This is a genomic window from Bacillota bacterium, assembly GCA_012837335.1.
GTDB lineage: Bacteria > Bacillota > Limnochordia > Darwinibacteriales > DTU012 > DTU012.
In genome coordinates this window covers 73,412-98,521 of the sequence record DURM01000007.1, presented here as the reverse complement: position 1 = coordinate 98,521, position 25,110 = coordinate 73,412, and the positions used below count along the sequence as shown (strand labels likewise).

The following is a 25,110-nucleotide window of genomic DNA, read 5'->3' as shown; positions in this document are numbered from 1 at the left end:
CGGGCTAATCCATACGAAATTGAATTGGAGCTTGCCGAAAAACACAAAATCGGGTGGTATCTGTTTAATCTGATCATTGAAGGCTTCTGGGGAGATATTCATGGTTTGGTTTATCCAGATGGAACAACCCGGGATCCGGGTGTGATCGCAGCTTTGTTCGGATTTTACCGCAAGCGCAGCTCTGATCGAATCAAGGTCAATGCTAACAAAGAGGGTCACGCTTACCGCGCCGTGCGGGCAGTAGAAGACTCGCTCCGGGTAGAGCCTACCACGTTGTTCATGTCCAAGCAGAAAACCACTGATGATATCCTCACTGCTGCCGAATACTGCGTAAACTTGTTAGAGGCTGCCCAAATGGTTCCCATGTGGGATCCACCATCGGCACAGATTGAATACTGGCGGTCGCTTCCGGAGGAAGAACGGGACATTTGGGAAATTAGAAGGTTTGCCTATGAAATGGCGGAACTGGTTCGGAAGAACTGTATGTTTTAAGAAAAAAACGACTGCAGCTGCGGCCGCAGTCGATTTTCTAGTGTTATTATTCAATCTCGTCAGGAGTTTTGACTACGTTATAGATTTTCAGCTCGTCAAGCATGCCGATAAACGGCAGATCCCACCAGTTAACTGCCAGTGCAAAGATTCCTTCGCCCCCAGCTAGGCGGAATATATCCGGGAAGTCTTGACCTTCAAATTTCAGCTCACCGTTGAGGTAAACCTTAACTTCTCCCCGGTCAACTGACGCTACGAAATGAGTCCACTCATTGGTTGGAATGGTCAGGCCTGCAGTAGCGTCGTACCAGTTCTCACCGGACCAGAGCATTGTATAGTGAGTGGTTGGGCCATCGGGAACAACGCTAATCCAGCTGCTGCCGCTGACCGCGCCAAAGAATGTAGTAGTATGCTGAGTTACCACTGCTGGATTGATCCAGAGTGAAATTGTGTAAGTACTTCCATCAATCAACCCTCTCGGCATAAGGACGCCCTGAGTGCCGTCAAACTTAATAGCAGAACCTTCAACACCGTCCACATAGCTGATTGAATAGTGTTCTTCTCCTCTGACATCAGTAATCTCGCCTATGCTTGGTCCGATTTTGGTACCGATTAACTCACCATCAGCAAAATTTCCGGTTGAATCAACCAAATTACCTTCAAACGCAAAGTGGGCAACCAATCCTTCCTCAGTAGGCCCAGCAATTTGCTCTTCCTCATAATTTTCGCAGCCAGATAATAATAAAGCTGCCATAAGCACCAGAACGACTACTACAGACATCAGCTTACTTTTTTTCATACTACCCTTTCCTCCTTGTGTTTATGTCCATACCATAAAATTTTTAAATGATTATTCATTATCATACATTCTTCATAAACAACAAAACTCCTACTGCATATTTGCCGTTTTTTTACAATTGTATCCCGTTTTCTTCACTGGTTTCACCACAATTTGGCTGTCTGACCCCTTACTCAACCGATCAACAGCGAATATAACTACTACAGGAGGAGGTGCTCTGCGAGCATGAAAGACCTGCTGTCGATCGACTGGGACTACTTTATTGCTACTCGCAGTGGACAGTGCTTTTCCTATTCAGAAACCAAAAGAACAGCCGTGGATCTCTGGTACAAGCGCTACCTCAGGCTCAAGGCGTACGGAAAAAACATTCAAAACCTGTATTATCTCTCGCCGGATGTAAAAGAGTTTTGGACCCAGATAAAAGCTGTTTTTCAAATTGATGAGAGGGCAAAAGTTTATGTATCCGATTCCCACATGCTGTCTTATAACATTGCTGAGCATCACCGCTGCCAAAGGGTATATCTGTTTGATGCCCACGCTGATCTGGGCTACAGCGTACCTAAGTCCCTGGAATTTGAAGTTAACTGCGGCAACTGGCTGGGCCGGCTGCTGAAAGAGAAAATCATTCAATCAGCTCACATCATTTACAGCCCATTTACCAATGAGAAGCCAACCAATTTTGCAGAGCTGAATCGGATCTACGCTATCAGCTATCCAACATTAGAACAGCTGAAACAAGAGAAACCGATTTCCAATGTCACAGCCGTGCACATCTGCCGCTCCGGTGCTTGGACACCACCATGGTACGATTACGATTTCAAACAGTTTGTCGAAGACCTTGGCCGACCTTACCAAGTTATCAAATGTCCCCTTCGCGATTGGAATCCGACGCAGTTAACTTTAGCCGATGAACTGGAGCTTATGTTAGGCAGTTGACTGCTCAGCTCCGGTGTCCAGCCGGATCTTGAGCTGTTCAAGCACCCTAAGGCCTTCCTGATACTCTTTCAGCTCTTCCGCACGCCCCGCCCTGGCCAGCCGAAACTCTTCATTGAATCTCCTTTTTATTCCATACCAAAGACGCAGCGTCCACTGCTTCGGATAGAGTTCGGTCAAAATCTCATCATGCATTTCCTGTAGTTTCTGCATGCGGATATCAACAGCCTGGGTGATAATCTCCCGTACTATCTCGGATTTATCAGTGGGCTCTTTACGCCTAATCGCGAGCAGATAACTGCTGATCGCCCCATCCAAGTCGTCCTGCTTCAAGCACCGCAGAGCTCGGCTGAGATAACTGCTTTGGGGAAAATAACCTAGATCGCGGATCTTATCAAGCCCCACTTTAGCTATTAACCCAACAAGAATTGACTGCAGCATGGCTCTAGACTTTTAAAGCCTTCTCCAAAAGTTCTGCGGTCTTTGGATAAGCAGCTTTATACTGGTTCCATTCGTCTTCACTGATCTGCATCGGGTCTTTACCGAACATCTGCCGGATGTTTCTTGCTGCCTGCTCCACCATTTCCCGATTCACAGACAAGGCTGCCAGTACACTGCCGCCAACCGCAAACAAACCATCCACAAAATCCAAGCCAGTAAGGCTTTCTAGTCCCCTCTCCAAAAGCAGTCCACCAAGATAGCCGGCACCTCCGGCTGCAGCTGTTTTAAACAGTCGGCTCATCTACTTCACTCCTTCTTTCTTTACTGACTTAATTGCCTGGGCTATATAGCGGTCCTTCTCTTCAATCCGCCGTTGCAGTTCCTTGACCTGCTGTTCCAATTCACGCTCATAGGTATTTTTCCGCCGAAAAATTCTTCTAAACAAACCTGATAAATATGCCCCTACAAAAATGCCGAGCACAATACCAATTAAGAGGTACAGCAGTTCATTTGTAAATTTTATCTCCATTATCCCCACCTCGCTTGCAGATAAAAATTCTCGTCAGCTGTATAGATTCCCTTTTTTATGGAATTCGCAAGAAACGAGTGCAGACCCTGCTTAAATAGCATATAATTTATGTTAGAATCCAACTTGCAAAGGCGGTGCGGCATGGAACAGCATATTGTTCGTTTAAACTGCAGGGACAAAGAAATAATTCTGATCGGAACCGCCCATATCTCTAAACGCAGCGCCGAACAGGTTAAAGAGATTATTGAAGCAGAAAAGCCGGATACAGTCTGCGTTGAGCTGGATTACCAGCGCTATCTAGCTTTAACCCGCGGTGCTCCTTCTGATCCGCCTGACCTTCGCCGACTGATTCGCAGAAAAAAAGCCCCTTATGCTCTGCTCAGCGTGCTTTTGGGAAAAATGCAGAAGCGGCTGGCAGCTGATTTAAATACTGTTCCAGGCCAGGAAATGCTCCAAGCAATTCAGTCCGCAGAAGCGGTCGGCGCAGAGCTTGTCTTAGCAGACCGAGATATCCGGATTACGCTCAGGCGAACCTGGGACAGCCTCAGTTTTTTCGAGAAAATTAAACTGCTCTTTCAAACAGCTTTTGGCATGCGGGGAGCGGAGATAACCGAAGCAAAATTGGAGGAAATGCAGTCTCCCGACAGCTTAACCGTGCTTTTAAACCAATTTGCAGCTCAATACCCCCGACTAAAACAGCCGCTGATTGACGAACGGGATCAGTACATTGCCCGCAGAATCATCACTGCTCCAGGCGAAAAAATCGCTGCCGTTGTGGGCGCAGCCCACATTCCGGGGATCACCAAAAACCTTAAAGATGAACTGATCTAAAAAAGGACACACGCTTTTACAGCGTGTGTCCTTCTGCATCCACAAACTTATTTTTAATCACAGCCTGGAGCTGATCTAGTTTTGCTTGAGCGAGCTCCTCACATGGCTGCTTAATAGAATAATAGATTTTAAGCTTCGGCTCGGTTCCTGATGGTCTGGCGGCAAGCCACGAACCATCGTTTAGCACAAACTTCAGCACATCAGATTTCGGCAGATCCCCAATGCCGAGGCTGTAATCCAGCATCTCGGCTACATCTGGGATCAGCTTACTGCCTTCTCCTCTCAGCGCGGCCATAATACTTTCGATGCGCTTTCTGCCCTCAATGCCCTCAAGCTCGATCGCATCTAAATGATCGAGGTAGCAGCCGTACTTATCATAAAGTTCAGCCAGAACATCAATCAATGTCCTGCCCTGCTCCCGATAAAACGCGGTCATTTCACAGATCAGAAGCGCTGCCACTACCGCATCCTTATCCCGGGCATGGGTGCCCACCAAATAGCCATAGCTTTCTTCGTAGCCAATGATAAACTCATGGGAACCGGTCTGCTCAAACTCAGTGATTTTCTCCCCGATATATTTAAAACCAGTGAGAGTGTCCAATACCTGCAGTCCATAGCTTAAAGCTATTTCCGCTCCCAGTTCGTTGGTAACAATCGTTTTGATCATGGTCGATTTCGGTGTAAGATCCTGCTGCTTTTGGCTCAGGACAAAATAGGTTAACAGCGCGCCAATTTGGTTGCCTGTTAGAAACTCATAACTGCCTTGATGCTTAACCGCAGCTCCAACCCGATCGCTGTCCGGGTCGGTCCCGATCACCAGGTCGGCGCCAACCTCTTTCGCTTTGGCGACCGCTAATGCCAGCGCATCTTTCTCCTCCGGATTAGGTGACTTAACTGTCGGGAAATTACCATCCGGCAGCTTCTGCTCTTCGACCACAAAGACATGCTCAAAACCAGCGCGGTCCAAAGCTGCTGTGACCGGAACATAGCCGGTGCCGTGAAGCGGCGTGAAAACTATCCGCAGATCAGCCTTAACGGCAGGATCCGCAATCAGCGATTGAGCGTTTACCGCTTGCTGGTATGCTTCCAGCACACTCTCATCCACACTGACCAGAAGTCCAAGCTCACGGGCACCTTGCTCTTCAATTACCGGAATTAAAGCAAAATCCTTGACCTGGTTGACAAAGGCAATAATCTCATCTGCTTCATCTGGAACAGCCTGATAACCATGCTCATTGTAAACTTTGTAGCCGTTATACTGCTTAGGATTATGGCTGGCCGTAATCATAATCCCGCCCATGCACTTAAGGTGCCGGACCGAAAACGAGAGAACCGGTGTGGGCTGTAATTGATCGAAGAGAAAAGTTTTAATTCCTACGGCGCAGAAAACCAGCGCCGCCTCTAAAGCAAATGTCTGTGAATTAAGTCGGGAATCATAGGAGATAACCACACCCCGCTCTTTACCCGCTTCACCGTACTTGTCCAGAAGATAATTTGCTAATCCATAAGTCGCCTTGCGGATCGTATATTTATTGACCCGGTTTGTCCCTGCCCCCATAATACCCCTCAGACCGCCAGTGCCGAACTCCAGATCCTTATAAAATCTATCAGCGATATCTGCCGGCTCATGAGCAGAGGCCAGCTCTTGTTTAGTTTTAGAATCAATAAACGGCGCTGTCAGCCATTTATTGTATTTAATCATATAATCATTCACCATTGCAATCGCTCCATCTTCAGTATTATCTTCACGTCATCTCAAGCTGCTTCGATGCGGAACTAATCGATCTTATGAATGACCACCTTATATTCTATGTTTTACTCAGTAATATTGCAAGGGTAATTAAAGGAGGGGAGCTGTCAGCTGCAGCGAAACATTTGTCACCGGATGAGTCAGAGTAATCTGCCAGCAGTGTAAGGCCAGGCGCTCCCGACGAGAAGTACTATTTCCGTAACGGTAATCACCCACAACCGGATGTCCGATTCCGGCCAGATGAATCCGGATCTGATGGGTTCTGCCGGTAAAGATCTGCACCTTAAGCGTGGTGGTATCTTCCCCAATCTCCAAGGGAAGATATTTTGTTCGCGCCGGTTTACCTTTGATTGGTTCGGTAATCTCACCCATCCGGTCCAACCTGCCGTGCACCTTTACCCAATATATCTTAGTAATCCCAGACCACGCTCTGGTTAAGGCTGCTTGAATCTCAGCTGTTTTTGCAAAGATAACGACCCCCGAAGCGCCCCGATCCAGGCGGTGGACCGGTCTGGGAGTAATAACCATGCCCTGCTCTTGAAAATAATAGGCTGCACCTTCTACCAGGCTCGGCTGTTTTTGGTTAGGTTTGATGTGGTGCACAATAGTTCCAGCAGGCTTGCTGACAACCAGCAGATGGTCATCTTCGTAAATAATATCCAGCGGCAGCGGTTTCGGCTCCACCTTCACCTGCTCCTCCGCCGGCAGGGATACCTGCACCACCTGACCTACTTTAAGCTTGGTATGCGAATGCGCAGCTCGACCATTCACCTTAAAACCTCTGGTGCGGATCACTTTCTGCCTCTGTCGCGCTGACAGCTTCAATTCTTCCTTTAAAAGCTCTACTCCGGTAATGCCCGCTAAAGCCGGGGTAATGGTAAGTTCTGCTAGAATTACTCGTGCCATTTTAAATCTCCTCAGCTGGTCTGGAAAGGAACTATCTGCCAAATGTAGAAAGCTATACTGAATATTTCTCTCTCCTTACAATATCAGAAAACAGGCAGGTGGTGTCAAGATGCGAAATCTGGCAATTATCGCTCTTATGGTCCTGGTTATTGGCCTCACACCGGGTCTAGCCGAGATTTACGCAAAAACTGAAGTGGATATGGTTTGGACCATGAAAAATGGTGCCAATGAGCTGACTGCTGCAGCCGGCATTGGGCTGAGTCCTAATCTAACCCTGAATATGGGCCTTAGTGCCGGCGGGAAAATGGAAAACAAAGGTCAGATGACCTTTGCAGTTGAGCAGCTTGGCTTAACATATCATAATGATGAATTGAGCATTTTTGGCGGTGCAGTACCGGCGAGCGTCGGGCAGGCAGCCATCCACCAAATTTTCCTGCGCGACTCCGGTCCCGCTTTCTTAAAACTCGGGTATACTTTTAACCGCGAACCATGGACTTATACTAAATTCTTCGGCGATCTCAGCCGAGATGATGAGTATAAACGGGTGGGAGTCCATTATTTGAACTGGCAGCCTGTTCCTTATTTCTCGCTTGGAATTGGCGAAGCTTTTGTTGTTTCCCAGCATTTTAAGGGAGATACTTTCTTCTATTTTGTGCCGATAATGCCCTACTACCTGTCCAAGTATTTCCCCGGAATATCGACGTCGATTGACAACGCTTTTTTCTATGGCGACGGCAGACTGCAGTTAGCGCCGTTTACTTTCTACGGGGAGCTCCTGGTAAATGAATTTCCCATGAGTCCCATGGACGATAATCCTAAACTGTTCGCCATCACGCTTGGTCTTGAAGCTGAAGAATTAATTGCCGGGTGGGATCTGCTGGCAGAATTCAGCCATGTATCCGACCAAGCCTATTCTAATGGCAGACCTCAAAATGTCTTTACATATGGAGATCTATCATTAGGGCACGCTTATGGAGATGACTTAACCGCAGGGGACATTCAGCTTTCCAGGCACTTTGAAAAGCTGAACGCAGACACTAAATTTGGCCTGTACTACCTCAAGCTCGGCAATACCGATGTGGCGCCTTGGATTGGGAAAGAAGAAAAGCTAGTTCCGGAGCAGATCTATGGCGTTAAGCTTGGCGCGGCACGCCAGTTCGACCAGATGCGGTTAGGGCTGGACTTAGAAATAGGCTATGTGCAGAATAACGGCCATAAAGCCGACGAGTCGGGTTACCGCACCAGTGCTATCCTCACAGGGTCCTGGCTCCTGCCTTAGCTGATATACTCACAAAACAAAAAGCCGGTGTCTCGTTTAAATCTTAAGCGAAACACCGGCTTTTTGATGATATTTTCTTAATAAGGCAAAAGGACGTGGATATAATCATCCATGGATTTTCGGCCGGAAAGCTCATCCTCCATGTTCAAAACGAGCATATTCCAGTTAATAAATCCGCTGTTTATAACCGGTTCACCGGTTTCGGGGATATAGTACTCGTGCAGTGTGCCCCTTTCCTCCAAATCCCGTCCCAACAGCAGCGCTGTTTTTTCATAAAGTTTGCGGGCATCATCAGTATATCCGTAATTTAAGAGCCCGCGGAAAACAACGTAGTTTACAATAATCCAGATCGGTCCCAGCCAATTAGATGGATTAATGGTGGGTGTAAGGTTGTACATTTTCTCGTCTTTCGCCAGAGTGCGAATGCCGTAAGGGCTGTTAAAAGTCTCTCCATCCCGGATATGCTGCACAATCTGCTCCGCCTGCTCCTTGGTGGCAAAACCCGCCCATAAGGGAATAAATCCGGTCCAGGTGCGAACCTTGATCGGCAGCGTCTTCCAGAATACGCCCAGCCCTACATGAAACCAGTCATATTTTCTCGTCTTAATATCCACATCGACAGAGTAGAAAAACCTATCCCGCTGATCCCAGCACTCTCCCTGAATATGATCAATCAGCTGGACTGCCTTATCGAAATAAAACTGGGAGCGCTCATCATATCCCAGCTCTTTCATAATCTGGGCCGCGGCACAGAGCTCACTGACCATAAAGCTGTTTAAATACATGTTGGCAGTGGAGAAGCGGGGTCGACCAAAAGTAGCCGGATCATTGTCCATCCCGATCATCACGTCATCAGCCCAGACATATAAACCGCAGTTGTCATGATAATAAAATTTATCGTAGCAGGCAAAATAGCGCTCGATATTATCTGCGTATGCCCGCATCCATTCAAAATCGCCGGCAAAGCCGCTGATCAGCGCAATCTGATGGCACAAAAACGGCTTCATCATATTTAAAACCGCACCCTGCTTGCGTTTCATAATCAGGTACGGCTCGGGCAGATCCGATTCTTCAATCATCATGGGGATATAGCCGTCCTCCAGCTGATAATCAAAGAAGTTATGGATATTGCCTTTAGCATGCTTAAGCACCCGCTCTTTCAGATCTGGATCACCTTTATGGTTTACCAGACCGAACAAGGCGTACACGGCCCAGAATGAGTCCCAATCCCAGAGATTGCCGTCGTATACTGAACCGGGATCAACAAAGGGATGTTTCAAGCAGGAGTTTGGTGATTTAAGCACCGTATCCACGTTGGCTTCAAAAAATTCCCGCAGTTTTGTTTGGTAGTCCGCCAGACTGCTCAAACCCCATCGCCTCCACCTTATCTGTTCCGCAGTACCAGCACCCAATCATTGTGGCCAGCAGGCTTAACCGGTGGTACAAATTCTTCAACTCCCCGGCAGTCCAGCGCGCCAAAGTAGCTGTAGATACCAGCGGCTGGATCAAACCAATAGGCATCGACTTTGCTGCCCAACAGTTTATCCATGTTAACTCTAAACGGAGTGCCTAAATAGCTGTAGAAATAAGCATAGTCACGGCCAGCAAACACCGCAATCCGCTCATATTTCGGCTTCTGCCCATCGGCAAGCAGTTCTTCCTTTGGCTCTCCCTCGCTAAATTCAACAGCAGTCATCAGCTCATACAAGTGGGCCATCTGCCCAGCTCCAGGATCGTGAATTGCCTGGTGCCAGTAGGATTTTACACCAAAATCAGGATCATTATCCTGCTCCCGAAACATCTGCATAACTGCGTTGTGTCCGTAGGTATGGCCGCAGGCGCCGGCAAATACCGACCAGTAGGCGTAGCGGCGCACATCGTGATCCTGCCAGTATGGCTGCGATGGATCGTGGAGACCCTGAGGTATCTGCTCGTAAGAAGGTTCTCCATCCAATGTGGGTTTGAGGGGAAGTGTAGCGTGGTCGCGCTCAACATAGCGCCAGCTGTCCTCGCCAAAGAATCCTTCCTTCTCTTTATTGTCATCCCATTCGCCTAAAGAGGATTGATCATAGCGGCGATGTCCGGACTGGAACATATTGAAATCAAGCCAGGGAGCATCATTAAACCACAGGGACGAGGAAGTGCGTCCAAAGGGATGAAAGCCCACCAGCTGACCCGGGCAGCGCTCCTTCAGCAGAGCACCCAGCTTCATGTAGAGATCATAAGCGATATTGCCGCGAATATCTCCACCAGTCAGCCAGATCACATTCTGATATTTTCCATAGCGATCCGCTAAAAAGCTGCCGTAAGCTTCCACATTGTCAAGATTAAGCTTCCCGCTCTTAGCCCAGCCGCCCCAAGTTGGCAGCAGCGCCATGTACAGCCCCAGTTCATCAGCCATGGCAATTGCCCGATCAACGCGGGTCCAGAACTCGCTGTCCGGATTCGGTCTGCCGAGGTCATTATCAAAGAACGGTTCATATTGAGCTAACACCTGAGCGCGGTGAATTAATGTCGCCTGAATCACATTAAAATGCTTCTGCTGACGATTTTTCAGATAGATGTACATCTCATCCTCGGTCAGCTTTTCCAGCATCAGCCAGGCTGTATCTCCCAGCCAGAAAAAGGGCTTTGAACCAACAGCCAGATACTTTTTATTGGCAGTTACCTGCAGATTTCCATGATCCCACGGTCTCACAGTCTTCTCCCTCCACTGGTAAAATGTTTTAGCTAAAATTTATTGCTTATTACTAAACTCTACCTCTAACTTTAACATTATTTTAACCCCAACGTCAACTATGTTTCAGGAAATAGTAAAAAAGCGGAGGTCAGGCTCCCTGATCTCCGCTGCTGTAAAACCGCTCTTTATATTCACTCGGCAGCATACCGGTATATTTCCGAAAGGTCCTGCTGAAATAGGCGGTACTGCTGCCAAAGCCAACTTTATCCGCCACCTCATAGATTTTCAAATCCTCCGAGCGGGCAATCAGCTGTTTGGCTTTTTCAATCCGCAGCATGGTCAAATAATCATTAAACTTAACTCCACACTCTTTTTTAAAAAGCTTCCCGAAGTAATCCGGGTTAAGAAAAAGCAGATTCGAAGCAATGTGGTTTAAGGAAAGAGACGGATCGCTGTAGTGCTCATTGATATACTGAACAGCTCTCCGCACCGGCTCCGAGTATCTCAGCCTGCAGGTATCAATCAGCGGGATCAGCTCACTGCTGGCACATCCCAGCCGGCGGGCTTCAAGCGCTTCCCTAAACAGCCGCGGCAGCTGGCAAAGACCTCCCTTTTCGGTCACCACTGCTTTAACACCGGTAATCCTGCCTTCCGCTAAAGAACTGTAGACGGCCTTAAGCAGTTCTTTAATCCTGCTTTCTGAAGCTGCATCAAAAATCAGCACCACACAGTCATGGATAATGGTGCAGATACTCCAGTTAAGCACCACAGCGGCACTGTTCAAACTGATTTTCAGCTCCGGCAGATTGACAAAATCAGCGGGATCCTCGAAGGTAAACACCAGTATTTGGTACAGAGCATGGCGCTTATCAAAAACATGCTCCAACAGATCGTCAGAACCAGACCCTGTTTCCAGCAAAAAGTTATGGAGAATTTGTTCTCTGGCCTGGGGCAGCAGCATTTCCAGATATCTGTCCATCGACTGGCGCTGCTCAATCTTATCGATCACTTCTTTGATCGTGGTCATAATTTCCTGAGGAGTGCAGGGCTTAAGAATATAATTATTAACGTGGTAGCGGATCGCTTCCTGCGCAAATTGAAACTCATCATGCCCCGAAATAATAACAAATTCCGGCCGGTTGGCGAGGCCATCAAACTTCGCGATCACTTCTATTCCTGTCATTTCCGGCATTACAATATCGATAATCACAATGTCAGGCTGTTCCCGCTCAATCAGCTCCCAGGCTTCCCTGCCGTCTGCAGCTAAAAATACGCGTGAGATACCCAAGGACTCCCAATCAATTGAATGGGCGATCCCCTCTCGAATTGTCCGCTCATCATCAGCAATCAGCAGTTTGATCATCGCACTCTCCCTCACATGGCAGCACAACAGTTATTATTGCTCCTGTGGGTTGGCGGTTGGCGACGCGGATACCGTAAGCTTCTCCGAAGGTAATCTTAATCCGCTGGTCAATATTCCGCAGTCCGATACCGCAGCTGTCGGTTTCGATCTCATGATTCAGCACCTTTTCCAGATAGTCCAGATCAAGCCCGCGCCCATCATCCATAATCCGGATCATAAGCTCACCTTGCGCAGCTTCCGCTTCAATCATGACTGTGCAGGGCTTGGCATATTTTTCCAGATTATGAATGATGCTGTTCTCCACAATTGGCTGCAGTGTCAGCCGGGGAATGGGACAGCTGTGAAGATTTTCCGGAATATTGATCGCAATATGCAAGCGCTCCTCGAACCTAAGTTTTTGAATCTTAATGTAGTCAGCTATGAAATTGAGTTCCTCACCAAGAGAGATAATATCTGAGCCTTTGATAGAACTGCGCAGAAGCTTGGATAAAGCTGTTACCATCACTGAGATTTCTTCATTTCCCGACTGAATTGCTTTCCAATTAACCGTATCAAGTGTGTTGTACAAGAAATGGGGATTGATCTGCTGCGTCAGCATCCGGTACTTCATATCGATCAGAGCTAACTGTTTGGCATAGACCTCATTGATCAAACGGTCAATCTCTTTTACCATCCGGGAAAAACCATTCGTCAACTGCACCACTTCCGTCACACCTACGCCCAGCCGAGAACCCGGTTCCTCCAGCCTGACCGAGTAGTTGCCGTCTTCTACTACCTGCATTGCAGAAGTAAGGCGCATAATCGGCCGGTTAACTGCGTTGGCCAAGCAGTATACCAGCACAGCAACACCCGCGGTAATCAAGGCCAGCGTTAACCCATAAGTCACATTGGCACTTTGAATGTCTTTCAGCATCTCACTGGCTGACAGCAGATAAATCAGCTTCCACCCATTTCTGCCAAACTCAGTGGTAAGCATGTAGAAGGACTGACCGTTCAGCTTCACCCGTTTATGGCGGTTATGCCCATTAACCGCCTGCAAAAACTCTTCCGAATCAATGCTCCAATCCTGGCCGTAAAGAACCTGGTCATCGGCAATGCAGACAATCATTGGCTTGTATTTTGCCGAAATCACTGGAGTATAGTTGAGGAAATAATCAGCGGAAATATTGATGACCAGTGTACCTAGGGGCTGAAATTTATTGCTGCCGGTAATATCGCGGATTAAGCGGTAGAGGGTGATGGTGTTCTCACCAGCTGCGTTGGCTGCCCAAGCCGGAGAACCCTCCAGGCTGTGGGCAGCTGTTACAATGCTCGGCAGGGCAGAATCAGAAACATGAACAGCTTGGGTCCGCCCCACATCCACCCTTTTCCCATCCAAAAACACGAAGCTGATCGACTCAACGCCCTCAGTCATGATCCAGCGGGTAAACAGCTGTGTATAGAGGTCGTTCACCGCCTGATGGGCTTGAAAAGGATCCGATGCCCTGATATAGCTCTGCAGATTTTGATGAATATCGTGGTTGGAAAGCACCTCAAATGACAGATGTTCAATCGCCGCGAGTCTGGTGTTGGCAATATTGGAATAGAGATTGAGGATTTCTGCCGATTCGCTGAACACCATCCTGGTGTAAATCTGATAAAGATTGACCATAAATAAACCGGTTACAGTTGCAACCATCACCACGATCAGAATCAATACCGCAAAGTAGCCTTTGCGCAGCGAAATTAATTTCATAGCTCAGCACCTGTTTTGTTTTTTACACTTTCATTATACTTTTTACAAAGATATTTTACAAATTAATAATTCTATCCCTTTAGTCCGGTTGCACTGATCCCTTCCATCAGCTCTTTGTTGAAAATCAGGAAAATTAAAAACACCGGAATCAAGGACAGAGTTGACATGGCAAACATGGCACCAAAGTCTGTCCGGGAGGTGGAATCGGCAAACAATTTGATCGCCAGTGAGACCGGGAATTTAGCCGGTCGGCTCAAGTAGATCAGAGGACCCATAAAGTCATCCCAAACCCAGTAGAAGTTGATAATCACCGTGGTGATCCAGGCCGGCTTAATTAAAGGCAGGATGACACGGAAGTAAACCGAATACCAGGAGCATCCGTCAATGATTGCTGCCTCATCAAGCTCCCGGGGCAGCCCATGGATAAACTGCATCATCATAAACACAAAGAACGCTCGAGAAAACCATGCCGGCAGGATCAGAGGTACATAGGTGTTGGTCAAGTTCAAGCTACGGAAAATAATGTACTGGGGAATCAACACTACCTGCGGCGGCAGCATCAGAGTTGCCATCATGCAGGCAAAGAAAAACCGGCGTCCCGGAAATCGCAGTCGGGCAAAGGCATAGGCCACAAAAGACGATGAAATCGTTACTCCTAAAGTGGCTAGAATGGTAATGTAAAAAGAATTTTTGAAAAACACCCCGAAATTCAGGTTCCCAAATCCTTTCCAGCCGCGGATAAAATTATCCAGACTGAATTCATTCGGCCACAGTTTCAAAGCTTCGTTGAGAATCTCGTAGTTGGTTTTAAACGAACCGGAGATCATCCACAGCACCGGATAGACCATCACAAACCCTAACCCCAAAATGAAGGTATGATAGGCAGCGGTGAGGACAATTTTTTTGGTTTGAGAACGAGTCTGCATCTATGTCCCTCCCCCTTTCGATTCATAAAAGACCCAATAACTAGACGATTTAAAGATAAATGCGGTAACAACCGCGACCATGATCAAAAGCACCCACGCCATAGCACTGGCATAGCCCATTTCATAATAGTTAAAGGCGCTGTAATACAGATATAAAGAGTAAACTAAGGTGCTGTCCATCGGTCGTCCCTGCGTAATGATAAACGCCTGGGTGAAGTTAAGAAATGCCGAAATGGTCTGCATCACAACGTTGAAGAAAATTACCGGGGATAGGCTGGGAATAGTTATATAAAGAAACTGCTGCCAACCCGATGCGCCGTCAATTTGCGCGGCTTCATAGTATACGGCTGGAATCTGCTTTAAGCCGGCTGCAAAAATCAGCATTGAAGAACCAAACTGCCAAGCTGAAAGCAGAATTAAAACCCAGATCGCATAAGTTGGGTCACCCAGCCACTGAATGGGGTCAACGCCAAATATTGACAAGATTTTATTAATCACGCCATTAACAGCAAATAATTCCTTCCACACCAAAGAAACGGCTACGCTGCCCCCGATGAGTGATGGCAGGTAGTAGATGGAGCGATAAACCGGCATTCCCCGCGCCCGTCTGGTTAATAAAAACGCGATGAACAGGGCAAAGCCGACCTTGAGGGGCACTGATACAGCCACATATTTAAGGGTAACCTTGATGGAGTTGATATACCGGGGATCCTGGGTAAACATGCGGACATAATTGTCCAGGCCAATCCAGGTCGGACTGGAGGTAATCCGATAGCTGGTAAAAGAAATATACAGGGAGTACAGCATGGGAACAATGGTAAATGCTAGGAACCCAATGATAAAAGGTGATGCAAAGACATAACCGCAGACCGCTTCTCGGTTGAGAAAGCGGATCAACCGGTTCGGCTTGCGCTTAGGACGATACCTCAGCTGCAGACCCGCGGTTCTTTTCTCGATCATCTAGACCCACCTCCTGAAAAGCACATGCCCCAGCAGCAACTGGAGCATGTGCTGATTTAGCCTAATAGGTTCACTTACGGTTGATAGCGGTCCAGAATAGCCCCCGCCTCGGTCCGGAACTGCTTAGCTGCTTGCTCCGGAGTAGTGCGGTTAAAGACCACTTCTTCTGCCAATCTGATGTACACATCTCTAATTTGAGTCTGAACCGGCGAATCCAGGAGAATCTCAGTAGCTGCTTCCCGGCCTAAGTCGGTGAGGTATTGGTAAATTACTTGTTCAGCGTAGGGCAGATCCTCAGCTAGCGCTTCCCGGATATGTCTCATAATCGGCACACCACGCTCACCTTTAAGGATCATATTTGCCTCAACGTTGTTAGCAAAGAAATCTAGGAATTTCGCCGCATTTTCTTTCTGCTTCGAATTCTTGGAGATACAGAACATCTGAGAAGACATAATGGTCATGGAAAGGGGACCGTCCTTGTATCTTCTCGGAATCGAGACCAGCTTTAATGGACGTCCGGCTGCTTCAGACAGGGCCACGAACTGGTTGCTGAAGACAAACGCCATGGCAGCTTCGCCGCGAACCAGCGGATTGCCCTCGATATCCTTAATCTCTGCCATTTGAGCCGGAGTTGGATAAGCACCAGCATCAGTCAGGCGCTTAACCATGCGGAAATACTCAGCTACATATTCATCATTTTCATAGTTCAGCTCAAGGCGATAAGGCTCTAAGAATAAGCTTTCACCGGTATTGTATTGCGGCACTACAGTGGTGAGAATCCAGAACTCGTCATTGCGGGTGAGAGCTACGCCCAGGATTCCCAGCTCTTCTTGAATCTTCAGTGTTGCCGCTTCAAACTCATCCCAAGTCCAGTCAAAGCTCGGCTCAGGCAGGCCCGCTGCTTTAAACAGTTCAGGGTCGTACGCTAATGCCGGAGCATTCGTACCAGATGACAGACCGATGGTATTCCCTTCCAAAGTAGTAATTGCAATAAAGCTGGGATCGGTATTGGAAATGTCTACTACGCCTGATTCGATGTAAGGATTGAGGAATTCGATGTGGTCAATGTAGGTAGGAAAGTTGCCGCCCATCTGCATAATATCAGGAGCATCGTTGGCTGCGATCAGAATGTTCAGCTTGGAAATGTAATCATCAAAGCCGTAGAATTCAGGTTCCATCTTGATGCCGGTTTCTTTCTCGAACAATTCGATGACTTGCAGGGTCCTGTCATGACGCACTTGGGAACCCCACCACATGATCCGCAGCGGCTCATCGGCAGCGGTCAGCGGTGAGATCGCCACAAACATTAACAAAAACACAACAGCCAAACACATCAAGCGATTCTTCATAACTAACCCCCTTCTTTATTTTACATTTCATTTACATTTTATCCGGAACCTTTAACTGATTCAAATCAATTTTCAGATATTCAAGTGTAAAAATCAGACAAGAAAAGAGGGGCCAAGCCCCCCAATCCAGCTAACTTACCAGAAAAAGCAAACCAAGCGACGCAAACGATACGATCACAGGAATTAAAACTGTATCTGAACCATGAACCGCCGCCGCTTCGACAATAGCGCTAACAATTGCCAGCAGTAAGGCTGAGAAAAAAGCGGTACCCATCGATAGGTCAGTGTAGACAAGCAGCAGAGTAAAAATCCCGATGAAGGCAAACCCGATCATTCCCAGACTGCCTTCCACCGTTTTATTGGGATCAAACAGCTTAAAACGCAGTTTGTTTTTGCCGAAGTGCCGGCCAATCAGAGCCGCTGCCGCATCCCCTAAACTGAGGGCTGTAACCCCAATCAGGATGTGCAGCTTGTGTTCTTCACCGATCAGGCCCCAAATCACCGCAATCAGCAGACCTAAAGTGAGCAGAAATACACTCGCCTGATACAACAGCTCTTTAATCGAACCGCCTCTCTGCACTGTTATGTGCTTAAAGGAGAACAAGCGCATCGCAGCCGGTACCACAGCGTAAACTGCCACCAGAAACAAGCCGATCGCAGTCAGAGCTCCGTACCAGTTATCGAAATGCCACAAAAGCACCAGAATGGAGCCGCAGGCCATTAAATGATAGGCCTTCCGCCGAAACTCCTGCGGTATTTTGATCAGCGAACTGATCACTGCAATTACGCCCGCTCCAAGAATGAAATACAGGAAAAACAAACCCACACCAATCCAGTCCCGCCCACTCATCTTAGCCCTCCTGTAGCTATTCGCTGCCTCCCAGTTTATTCTTCAGCTTGAGATACAGCTCATCATCGGACAAATGATTGTTGGTATTGGTAAGCAGCACGATTTTCTGGTCTCCGGCATCATAAAGATAATTTCGCTCCCAGCTGTGGAAGCTGGGTCCGTCCCCCAGCATCCTGATATAGCGCCGCAGTGTATCGCAGCAGTAAACGGTCAGCTTCACATTGGTCAAACAGTCGTTATAATAGTAGCCCTGCCAGTGACCATGCTCAGCCTGATCCATCGCCTTAACTCCTTGAGTATAAGCTGTCAATGCATCTCCTGCCAGCACAAACGCCTGCACATAGTCCCGATCCAAAAGCGCAAGCAGGCTGTCACAGAGCGCAACAAAGCCTTTACAGCCTGTATAATGGATCTCTACCTGCACCCCCAACATCGCAAAGAAAACATGGCTGAATGGCGCGGGCATTTGATCCTGTAATTTCCGGCACTGCTCTGCTAAATCCTGCCATCCGGCAACGGCTGCTGCGCACTTGGCTTTAAACCACTTAATCTGCTCGCGAAATCCAATCTTCCCCGTTGCCCAGTACAGGCGCATCAGGGTCTGCTCCGTTTCCCCGCAGAGACAGGCGGCGATCAATTCCCGGGCAGGATGGTGGTAAAACTGCTCGCCCGCTTTTTCATCAGGATGCACTCCATAATGAATGGTGCTGGCAAAGTAGGCATCAAATAACCGACTGATATCCTCAACAAAAGATTGGGGATAGAAAACTTCGAGAAAGTCCCGCCGGTGCTGAGCCACATCGATCGTCCCTTCGGTCCACAGCTCTCGGATCAAGTCGAGAATATAGCTGTGGGGCTTAACATTGCCGCAGTTGATGATCCAATACTGATCCATCAAGCGCTCCAGGCATTGGTTCAGCTCATCAGCCAGCAGCTCCGGTGAATTGGGAATCATAGCGATATGGCTCGATGCCTGCAGGTCATAGAACGACGCGTGGTAGTAGATGCCGTTTAGACCCGGGTCATCAGGATCAGCCAAAGCATTATGGCGGGGATTATGGTTGCCCTGACGGCGGGAAACCATCTTGCCATAACCGCTGTCGCCCCAGATTTTGATCACATCATCGGGAATGTCAAGATGGCCGGCGCGGTACAGCTCCAATATTTCTCCATATAAATTAGTGCAGAAAACCGGATTAGCAACATACTCTCTAATCAACTCGCACTGCCGCCGCATAATCCGGCTGATCAGCTTCCCTCGCTCTTCCGGAGTGTTGAAACGCCGATCATCACTCCAAAACGGTCGATCTCCCTGCCCCCGAAAGCCCACATTCCAGACCACTTTATGGTCCTTCTGGGCTAAAATTGCCTGCTCCCACAGCTCTTCAAATAAATCCGGATGCTCCAAATAAGACGGAGCTTGATCAGGATAAACCCGGGCAAACATCTCCGCTCCTAACGGCTCTGCGTGGTGGTGGGTGATCCACAGACCCATTTCTACAGCCAAGTGCCGGTTCTTTTTGCTGTTGAGATCAGTTCCGGGAATCGCCATGTTCCCGCCGCAGCGAAGGAGAGTCTCAAAAACCATTCGCCACACCTCATCGCTGCTGCCGTCTATCTGCCACTCACTTAAAAGCACCTCGTCATTGACAAACCAGCCGCGGAAACGCACCCGCTGCGGCTTCGACCGGTAGCAACCTTCCGGAATCTCCACATAATCCTGTTTATGAAAAAGCTGATCGTGCCAGAACCAAAACGGCTTCACACCTAGATATTTCTCGCTGATGTAGAGCAGTCCGTATATGCCGCCCAGCTCATCGCCAGCTCTAATTACCAGTCTTTCCCCTGATTCAACCTTAATTTCAAACTGCTCACAAGCCAAGCCATGGCCCGCAGCTGCATCAACATAAATACTACTCTGGAGATCCTCTTCGCTGTCAAGCAGAGTATTCGCCAAGTCGCGGCGGAACATGCGGACAGCGTTCTGAAGCGGTTTGCTGTCAGGCTGATTGAGCTCGATCACCGTATTTTTCATCAACTTAAAAGCCATTACTAGAGCCTCCCTTATTCCCCGCTGTTTTTCATATTAGCATAATTAACCACTGAGCCCCAATTTGCCTGCAGATAAACAAGTGATAATGATTTTCAATTCCCTATTTTCAGGAACTGAATCCTGTTTGCTCAGGAGAACTATCGCCAAAAAAACAGCTTGCTCATAACATATACTGAAATCATGATAAAGGTGGTGAAAAATAGTGCCTTTCACAGTTCAACAATTAAATGAGAACAATACTGTTGGTATAGCTCAGGTAGACCTGACAATCGATCCATTAACACCGATTTTTACCGAAACCAATTGGGTCGGTGGTTCAACTGCAACCGACATAATCAATGTTGAAAACACATCAGGTGTAGACGTTGTATACTATGTATCAGCTGATTGGTATGCAGCAGCAGGTGGTACACCCCAAGATGCGCGTTTGTTAGCTGAAAGACTGGAAATAACTGTTACAGCTGATCCTACAGGAACTCCAGAAGTTCTGTACACCGGTTCTTTAGCAGGATTAATCCAACAGCCCGATCCAGCCGGCCGCGCCTTAACTGATGGAGCTAACGAAGACGTAGAATTTGCACTCACTCTGCCTGCAGCAAATGCCACTGACTTGATTCAGGGCATGGAGATCGAGTTTGACCTGGTGTTTGTCGCAGTAGCATAGAAAATTGACTGAACCGGCAGCTGTTTTGCCAGCTGCCGGTGCTTATCCAAATCGGCGGGAAGAGAATACTTCGAAGGGAGCTGAGCAAGATTTTAACTGCGCTTGCAAAAAACGAGGGTAACTATGTTCGCATTGGGCAGGTTGAGCCTCCTTGCTATCCGGTTTTGTTTATATTACTGGTAATCCTGATCTTCCTGATTTTATTCATTCTACTAACCCTGTAATGCCGGATATCTCCCGGGAGGATGCTAGATGCCAGTATATGTAAAGGAGGAAGGCAATGGCTACAATCCGCTGTCCTAACTGCGGCTACAGCGAGAATCTCAACTTACACGGCCGCTATCTGGTAGAATGCGATCAATGCGGTCAGAAGTTTATGGCTGCAATCATCAGCTCTAAACAGCTCCCCACTGTCCAGATCGTCTGCCCGAACTGCGGCCGCAGCGAGGAAATGACCATCGCTGAAGACGTACACCTGAGAGTAACCTGCTCCGAATGCGGTTATGTATTTGAAAAGGGGTCTGATCCCGAGTAATCGGAATCGATCCCTTTTTTATTTAGTTTGCTTTCAAATCGCCGTGAGGCCCGATGGCATCAACAAACACTTGCACTAAATCTGGATCAAACTGGGTGCCGGCGCCGCGGATAAGTTCTTCTGCTGCTTGGACTGGGGTCAACTGACTACGGTAGGGACGGTAGCTGACCATGGCATCATACGCATCAGCAATCGCGACAATTCGGGCTTTAAGTGGTATTTCTTCACCCTGCAGGCCCCGGGGATAGCCGCCTCCATCCCAGCGCTCATGATGGGCGAGCACGTACTCAGCAATATCCTCCATGTTCTTAACAAGTTTGAGAATGCGATACCCGATTTCCGCATGCCTTTTAATTTCCCGGTATTCCCGATCAGTCAACTTTCCTGGTTTATTGAGAATCTGCTCATCAATTGACACCTTCCCGATGTCGTGAAACATGCCAATTATACCCAGTTCCTCTATCTCCCGTTCCGCCAATCCCAGCTCAGTGCCGATCAACTTGCACAGTTCACTGACTCGCAGCGAGTGCTCCTCTTCCCGGCTGTTTTTTTCATGCAGCGCAGCCATAATTGTTTTCAGAGCTTCACCGTGAATACTCGGTCCGCCAACCAGTTTGGCTCGATACATCCGCTGCTCCGCCTGATCAAAAACCTCTTTAAAATCCTGATTGAGGTGCTCTTTAGTATCCCAGCCCAGCGAAACCGACAGGAGCACCGAATTTATATCAGTATTTGTAAACTCATCTCTCAAACGCGCTGCAAATTCTTCTGCTTCCTGCTGGGTTGTTCGGGGCATCAGAACCACAAACTCGTCGCCACCCCAGCGAGCAGCCACATCGGCAGGACGGCGGTTGGCAAGAATGATCTCTGCTGTTTTCTGGATCATTTTATCGCCCATGCGGTGCCCAAACGCATCATTCGCCAGCTTCAATCCGTTCAGGTCAGCAATCAGAATCGAAAGGGGCAGATTATCTGCTGAGTCCAGCTTCACAAGCTGCTGTTCAAAGTAATGGCGGTTGTGAAGCCCAGTCAATTGATCATGGTAGCTTAAGTATTCGATCGTTTCCTGCTGCAGCATTTCTTCGGTAATATCCCGCACAACAGCTACCACACCCTGCACCTGTCCCTGCTCTCCGACAATCGGAGCCGCTGAAGCCGCAACATGGCGCTGAGTGCCGTCATTGGAAATCAAAATGGTGCCGCGGGGAAGAGCCACAGCCCTGCCTGTCTCCAGCACCCGCCGCAGGGGGCTTTCGCACCGCGTTTTCGTATCTTGATCAATGATCTCCATTATGGCATCGAAAGGCATGCCAATTACTTGATCTGCACTTCGGCCGATCAGCCGCTCGGCGGCCTGGTTAACAATCTGCACAAAGCCATTTGGATCAGCAGCAATTACACCTTCGTCCAAGGACAGCAGTGTTGTCTTGAAACGTTCCTTCTCACTGCGGTTTGCAATCTCGGTCTGGATCCGCGCTACAGTGCCCCAGATTCCGTTTAACAGCAGCGCTGCCTGAAGCACATCCAGTTCTTTGTAATTGCTGGACTTGTCAGCAAGACCGATTACTGCTGCCAGCCGTCCATCCTTGATCAGGGGCACAGCTATGTAGCGCTTGATCCCGGTTCCGCTTCCGTTTCGATTTACTACAATTGGCTTCCGCTCGCGGATGAGCTGCGGCAGTTCCCGCTCTTCCAACAGCTTGCGTAAGTCCTCTGAGCAGGCGCTGAACGCTGTCTGCTTCCCGGTTTCGTCATAAATCCCGATGTATCCAACCCTGCTTTCAGTTAAAGTCAGTGATTCCTGCAGAGCGTAATTCAAAAGCTCTGGAATGGATTCAGCCGGGTGCTGTAATATTCTCACTAAGCTTTCCATGCGGTTCAAGTTCTGCTTCAGTTCTTTTTCAGCCTGTATACGCCTAAAGGTGTTTAAAATCAAAGCAATAATCGCTGCCAGCTGCAGGGTTGAAAAGGCAAACATCGTGTTCACCTGCGTTTTCCTCAAACGCTCGACGGCGCTGATCGCCTGCACCTGAGTAGTAATATCGTGGAAAACACCGAAGACGATATTGGTATCAGGATCATATTCACCGGTGGAACGCAGGTCGATGGGCTGTCCATCAGATAAGCGCCGGATTTGAAAGTGGATGTCGTAAGGAGCTTTGCCCTCGATCAGCGCTGCGCGGGCCTGCAGCCGCAGTTCCGCAAATTCCGGCAGTACCAAAGCATCGATCTCATCAAGGGTATATTCGTTCTTTTCCAATCCCAGCACTTGAGCCGCTCCGTCTGAAAGCAGCACCGTGCCTTCGTCAAGATGAAACTCCCAATGACCGATTCCGGCGATCAGCTCAGCTTTATGGAAGCGATCGTTGCTGGCCTTGAGCTCACGCTCAATCCGCTGCCACGCAGCCTCGTTAAACACCGTATCACCGGTGCTGTTCAAATTTTGGGCACCTGCAATCCTAACCTGCACAAGCATCGCCATAGTAATGATTATTTTTAGAATTTTTAGTCTCAGCTCCATGCAGTCCGCCCCTTTCGGCCTCGCGGTTTGCCAACATTTTCCTATATAATCAGAGTCTTGTCAACAAAAGGTAAGTGCTCACAGGCACAAAGGATCGCGGAGCACTGCAGACAGGAAAGCAGCAGCCAAACTAGAATATAGCTAGTGGATTATCGGGAAAGGACTTGATGAAAATTAAACCGATGCTTGCTTTCTTCACGCCTTTAGCCTTAACCGCCACCTTAGTCACTATCACCCACACCCTTTTCAACGCGGGACTAGGACGTCTTGATGAACCTGAAATTTATATATCGGCATTTGCAGTTGCCAAAAGCCTGATGCACCTGTTCGAGAGCCCGATTTCCATGCTCAGGCAGACCTACTCTACCCTAGTAGTTGATCAGGACAGCATGGCCAAAGTCCGCCGCTTCTGCACCTGGCTGATCATCGCAACAGCCGCAGCTTTTGCGGTTTTCATCTACAGTCCCCTGTCCTACCAAGTGCTGACCAAGACCATGAACCTATCGGGCAAGACTCTTGCAGCAGCAGTAGTCATTCTGCGGATTCTCTTCTTTTTCCCAATTTTTTCCGCAATCAGAAACTACTTTCAAGGTATCCTGATTAAATTCAAGGCCCCGCGCCTAATTACACTGTCAACTATCGGCAGAATGATCTATGTCAGTCTCTTTGTGCTGGTGATTGACCGCATTGCCTTTGTTCCAGGCAGTGCGCTGGCCGGGCTGATGTTCCTGACTGCCCTTTTAGTGGAGCTGAGTATTGATGTAATCGGCACAAGGATCCTAATCGGCAGACCTAAAACAAAGATCCTTGAGCTTAATCAGCTCAGCAAACCAGAACCGGTGCCGGATTTAACATACCGAACGATTCTCAGTTTTATTGGTCCATTGATCATTATGGGTCTAATCCGTTCGTTGGGTACACCAATTGTCAATGCCGGTTTGGGGCAGACTGTTACTCCGGAAATAGCTTTATCAGCCTATGCGGTTGGCTGGGGGTTGGGCAGCATTTGCATCAGTCCCCTCGGATCGTTTCACCAGATCCCCATCAGCTTTATGGGAACTCCAAACGGCACCCGCCACCAGGTTCAACGCTTTGGACTGGCTGTTGCGGCGTTTTTTGCTTTAATCATTGCCCTGATGGGCTATACCGGTCTCGGTAGGTTTCTGCTGGAGCACTGGATCCAAGCTCCGGCTGAGATTATTGAACCGGCACTGGGTGTGATTAGATGGAAAGTGATCCTGCCGTTTTTTGTAATTGTGCGCGAGTTTTACTGGGGAATGCTGATGTACGAGCGGAAAACCAAGTATGTCAGCTGGGGTAAGGTTGTTAATGTGCTGACCTTGACAGGAGCGGTATTTGCCGCCTCCCGGCTCAATCTCGCCAACCCCGCCCTAGTAGGTGTATTTGGAATGCTTGCCTGCGAGCTGACAGAGATTATCTTCTTATTCTTCATCTCGAAATATGAGCGGTCTGCTTACACCCAGCGTTCAAGCGTGGTATAATACAAGTTGTTAGTG

23 protein-coding genes are annotated in these 25,110 nt (G+C 48.3%); 7 read left to right on the top strand and 16 right to left on the bottom strand.

Annotated elements, in window-relative coordinates:
- Positions 1-492: hypothetical protein (locus GX019_00810; GenBank protein ID HHT35699.1), on the top strand; the 492-nt coding region annotated here is incomplete at its 5' end.
- 46 nt (positions 493-538) lie between these two features.
- Here GX019_00810 and GX019_00805 read toward each other — a convergent pair.
- Complete coding sequence (locus tag GX019_00805; GenBank protein ID HHT35698.1) at positions 539-1,288, bottom strand: LamG domain-containing protein; 750 nt, start codon at positions 1,286-1,288, stop codon at positions 539-541.
- Between the two features lie 225 nt (positions 1,289-1,513).
- Here GX019_00805 and GX019_00800 point away from each other — a divergent pair, with 225 nt between their 5' ends.
- Positions 1,514-2,224 (top strand): arginase, encoded by a 711-nt coding sequence (locus GX019_00800; protein HHT35697.1) that lies wholly within the window; start codon positions 1,514-1,516, stop codon positions 2,222-2,224.
- Here GX019_00800 and GX019_00795 read toward each other — a convergent pair.
- From GX019_00795 to GX019_00785, 3 genes are read right to left on the bottom strand one after another with little or no spacing between them, the layout of a single operon-like run.
- Positions 2,213-2,662 carry a hypothetical protein gene (locus GX019_00795; GenBank protein ID HHT35696.1) on the bottom strand — a complete coding sequence of 150 codons (450 nt, stop codon included), beginning with the start codon at positions 2,660-2,662 and terminating at the stop codon, positions 2,213-2,215. The genes GX019_00800 and GX019_00795 overlap by 12 nt on opposite strands.
- A gap of 4 nt (positions 2,663-2,666) precedes the next feature.
- On the bottom strand, positions 2,667-2,963 hold the full coding sequence (locus GX019_00790) for a hypothetical protein (protein HHT35695.1): 297 nt from the start codon (positions 2,961-2,963) through the stop codon (positions 2,667-2,669).
- The gene (locus GX019_00785; GenBank protein ID HHT35694.1) at positions 2,964-3,191 is read right to left on the bottom strand and encodes a hypothetical protein; all 228 of its coding nucleotides are present in this window, start codon (positions 3,189-3,191) and stop codon (positions 2,964-2,966) included.
- Between the two features lie 141 nt (positions 3,192-3,332).
- Here GX019_00785 and GX019_00780 point away from each other — a divergent pair, with 141 nt between their 5' ends.
- Positions 3,333-4,022, top strand: a complete 690-nt coding sequence (locus tag GX019_00780; GenBank protein HHT35693.1) for a TraB family protein — start codon at positions 3,333-3,335, stop codon at positions 4,020-4,022.
- 16 nt (positions 4,023-4,038) lie between these two features.
- On the opposite strand, the gene GX019_00775 is transcribed toward GX019_00780, so the two are convergent.
- A complete protein-coding gene (locus GX019_00775) occupies positions 4,039-5,724 on the bottom strand; it encodes a phospho-sugar mutase (protein HHT35692.1) in 1,686 nt (561 codons plus the stop codon).
- Positions 5,725-5,862: 138 nt separating this feature from the next.
- Positions 5,863-6,678, bottom strand: a complete 816-nt coding sequence (locus tag GX019_00770; GenBank protein HHT35691.1) for an RluA family pseudouridine synthase — start codon at positions 6,676-6,678, stop codon at positions 5,863-5,865.
- Positions 6,679-6,787: 109 nt separating this feature from the next.
- Between GX019_00770 and GX019_00765 the strand changes: the two genes are divergently transcribed.
- Entirely contained in the window at positions 6,788-7,957 is a 1,170-nt protein-coding gene (locus GX019_00765) for a hypothetical protein (GenBank protein HHT35690.1), read from the top strand.
- 77 nt (positions 7,958-8,034) lie between these two features.
- Here GX019_00765 and GX019_00760 read toward each other — a convergent pair whose 3' ends face one another.
- The 9 genes from GX019_00760 to GX019_00720 all read right to left on the bottom strand — a co-directional run bounded on the left by GX019_00760 (position 8,035) and on the right by GX019_00720 (position 19,870).
- Entirely contained in the window at positions 8,035-9,324 is a 1,290-nt protein-coding gene (locus GX019_00760; protein HHT35689.1) for a trehalase / alfa-L-rhamnosidase / mannosyl oligosaccharide glucosidase, read from the bottom strand.
- A 17-nt stretch (positions 9,325-9,341) separates the two neighbouring features.
- Positions 9,342-10,655, bottom strand: a complete 1,314-nt coding sequence (locus GX019_00755; GenBank protein ID HHT35688.1) for a DUF4038 domain-containing protein — start codon at positions 10,653-10,655, stop codon at positions 9,342-9,344.
- Positions 10,656-10,785: 130 nt separating this feature from the next.
- Positions 10,786-12,000: a response regulator gene (locus GX019_00750; GenBank protein HHT35687.1), complete on the bottom strand. Its 1,215-nt coding sequence runs from the start codon at positions 11,998-12,000 to the stop codon at positions 10,786-10,788.
- Positions 11,978-13,735 (bottom strand): sensor histidine kinase, encoded by a 1,758-nt coding sequence (locus GX019_00745; protein HHT35686.1) that lies wholly within the window; start codon positions 13,733-13,735, stop codon positions 11,978-11,980. The genes GX019_00750 and GX019_00745 overlap by 23 nt, the downstream gene beginning before the upstream one ends.
- Before the next feature lie 71 nt (positions 13,736-13,806).
- Positions 13,807-14,661, bottom strand: a complete 855-nt coding sequence (locus GX019_00740) for a carbohydrate ABC transporter permease (protein HHT35685.1) — start codon at positions 14,659-14,661, stop codon at positions 13,807-13,809.
- Positions 14,662-15,621 (bottom strand): sugar ABC transporter permease, encoded by a 960-nt coding sequence (locus tag GX019_00735; GenBank protein HHT35684.1) that lies wholly within the window; start codon positions 15,619-15,621, stop codon positions 14,662-14,664. It abuts the gene before it with no gap.
- A 74-nt stretch (positions 15,622-15,695) separates the two neighbouring features.
- Complete coding sequence (locus tag GX019_00730; protein HHT35683.1) at positions 15,696-16,970, bottom strand: carbohydrate ABC transporter substrate-binding protein; 1,275 nt, start codon at positions 16,968-16,970, stop codon at positions 15,696-15,698.
- Positions 16,971-17,100: 130 nt separating this feature from the next.
- Positions 17,101-17,820 (bottom strand): hypothetical protein, encoded by a 720-nt coding sequence (locus GX019_00725; protein HHT35682.1) that lies wholly within the window; start codon positions 17,818-17,820, stop codon positions 17,101-17,103.
- Between the two features lie 16 nt (positions 17,821-17,836).
- A complete protein-coding gene (locus GX019_00720; GenBank protein ID HHT35681.1) occupies positions 17,837-19,870 on the bottom strand; it encodes a hypothetical protein in 2,034 nt (677 codons plus the stop codon).
- A 205-nt stretch (positions 19,871-20,075) separates the two neighbouring features.
- Here GX019_00720 and GX019_00715 point away from each other — a divergent pair, with 205 nt between their 5' ends.
- On the top strand, positions 20,076-20,537 hold the full coding sequence (locus tag GX019_00715) for a hypothetical protein (protein HHT35680.1): 462 nt from the start codon (positions 20,076-20,078) through the stop codon (positions 20,535-20,537).
- Positions 20,538-20,817: 280 nt separating this feature from the next.
- A complete protein-coding gene (locus tag GX019_00710) occupies positions 20,818-21,072 on the top strand; it encodes a hypothetical protein (GenBank protein HHT35679.1) in 255 nt (84 codons plus the stop codon).
- Positions 21,073-21,094: 22 nt separating this feature from the next.
- Here the strand turns inward: GX019_00710 and GX019_00705 are convergent, their stop codons facing one another.
- Positions 21,095-23,593, bottom strand: coding sequence for a diguanylate cyclase (locus GX019_00705; GenBank protein HHT35678.1), 2,499 nt, complete (start codon positions 23,591-23,593; stop codon positions 21,095-21,097).
- A 167-nt stretch (positions 23,594-23,760) separates the two neighbouring features.
- Here GX019_00705 and GX019_00700 point away from each other — a divergent pair, with 167 nt between their 5' ends.
- The gene (locus GX019_00700; GenBank protein ID HHT35677.1) at positions 23,761-25,095 is read left to right on the top strand and encodes a hypothetical protein; all 1,335 of its coding nucleotides are present in this window, start codon (positions 23,761-23,763) and stop codon (positions 25,093-25,095) included.
- Positions 25,096-25,110: the final 15 nt, after the last annotated feature.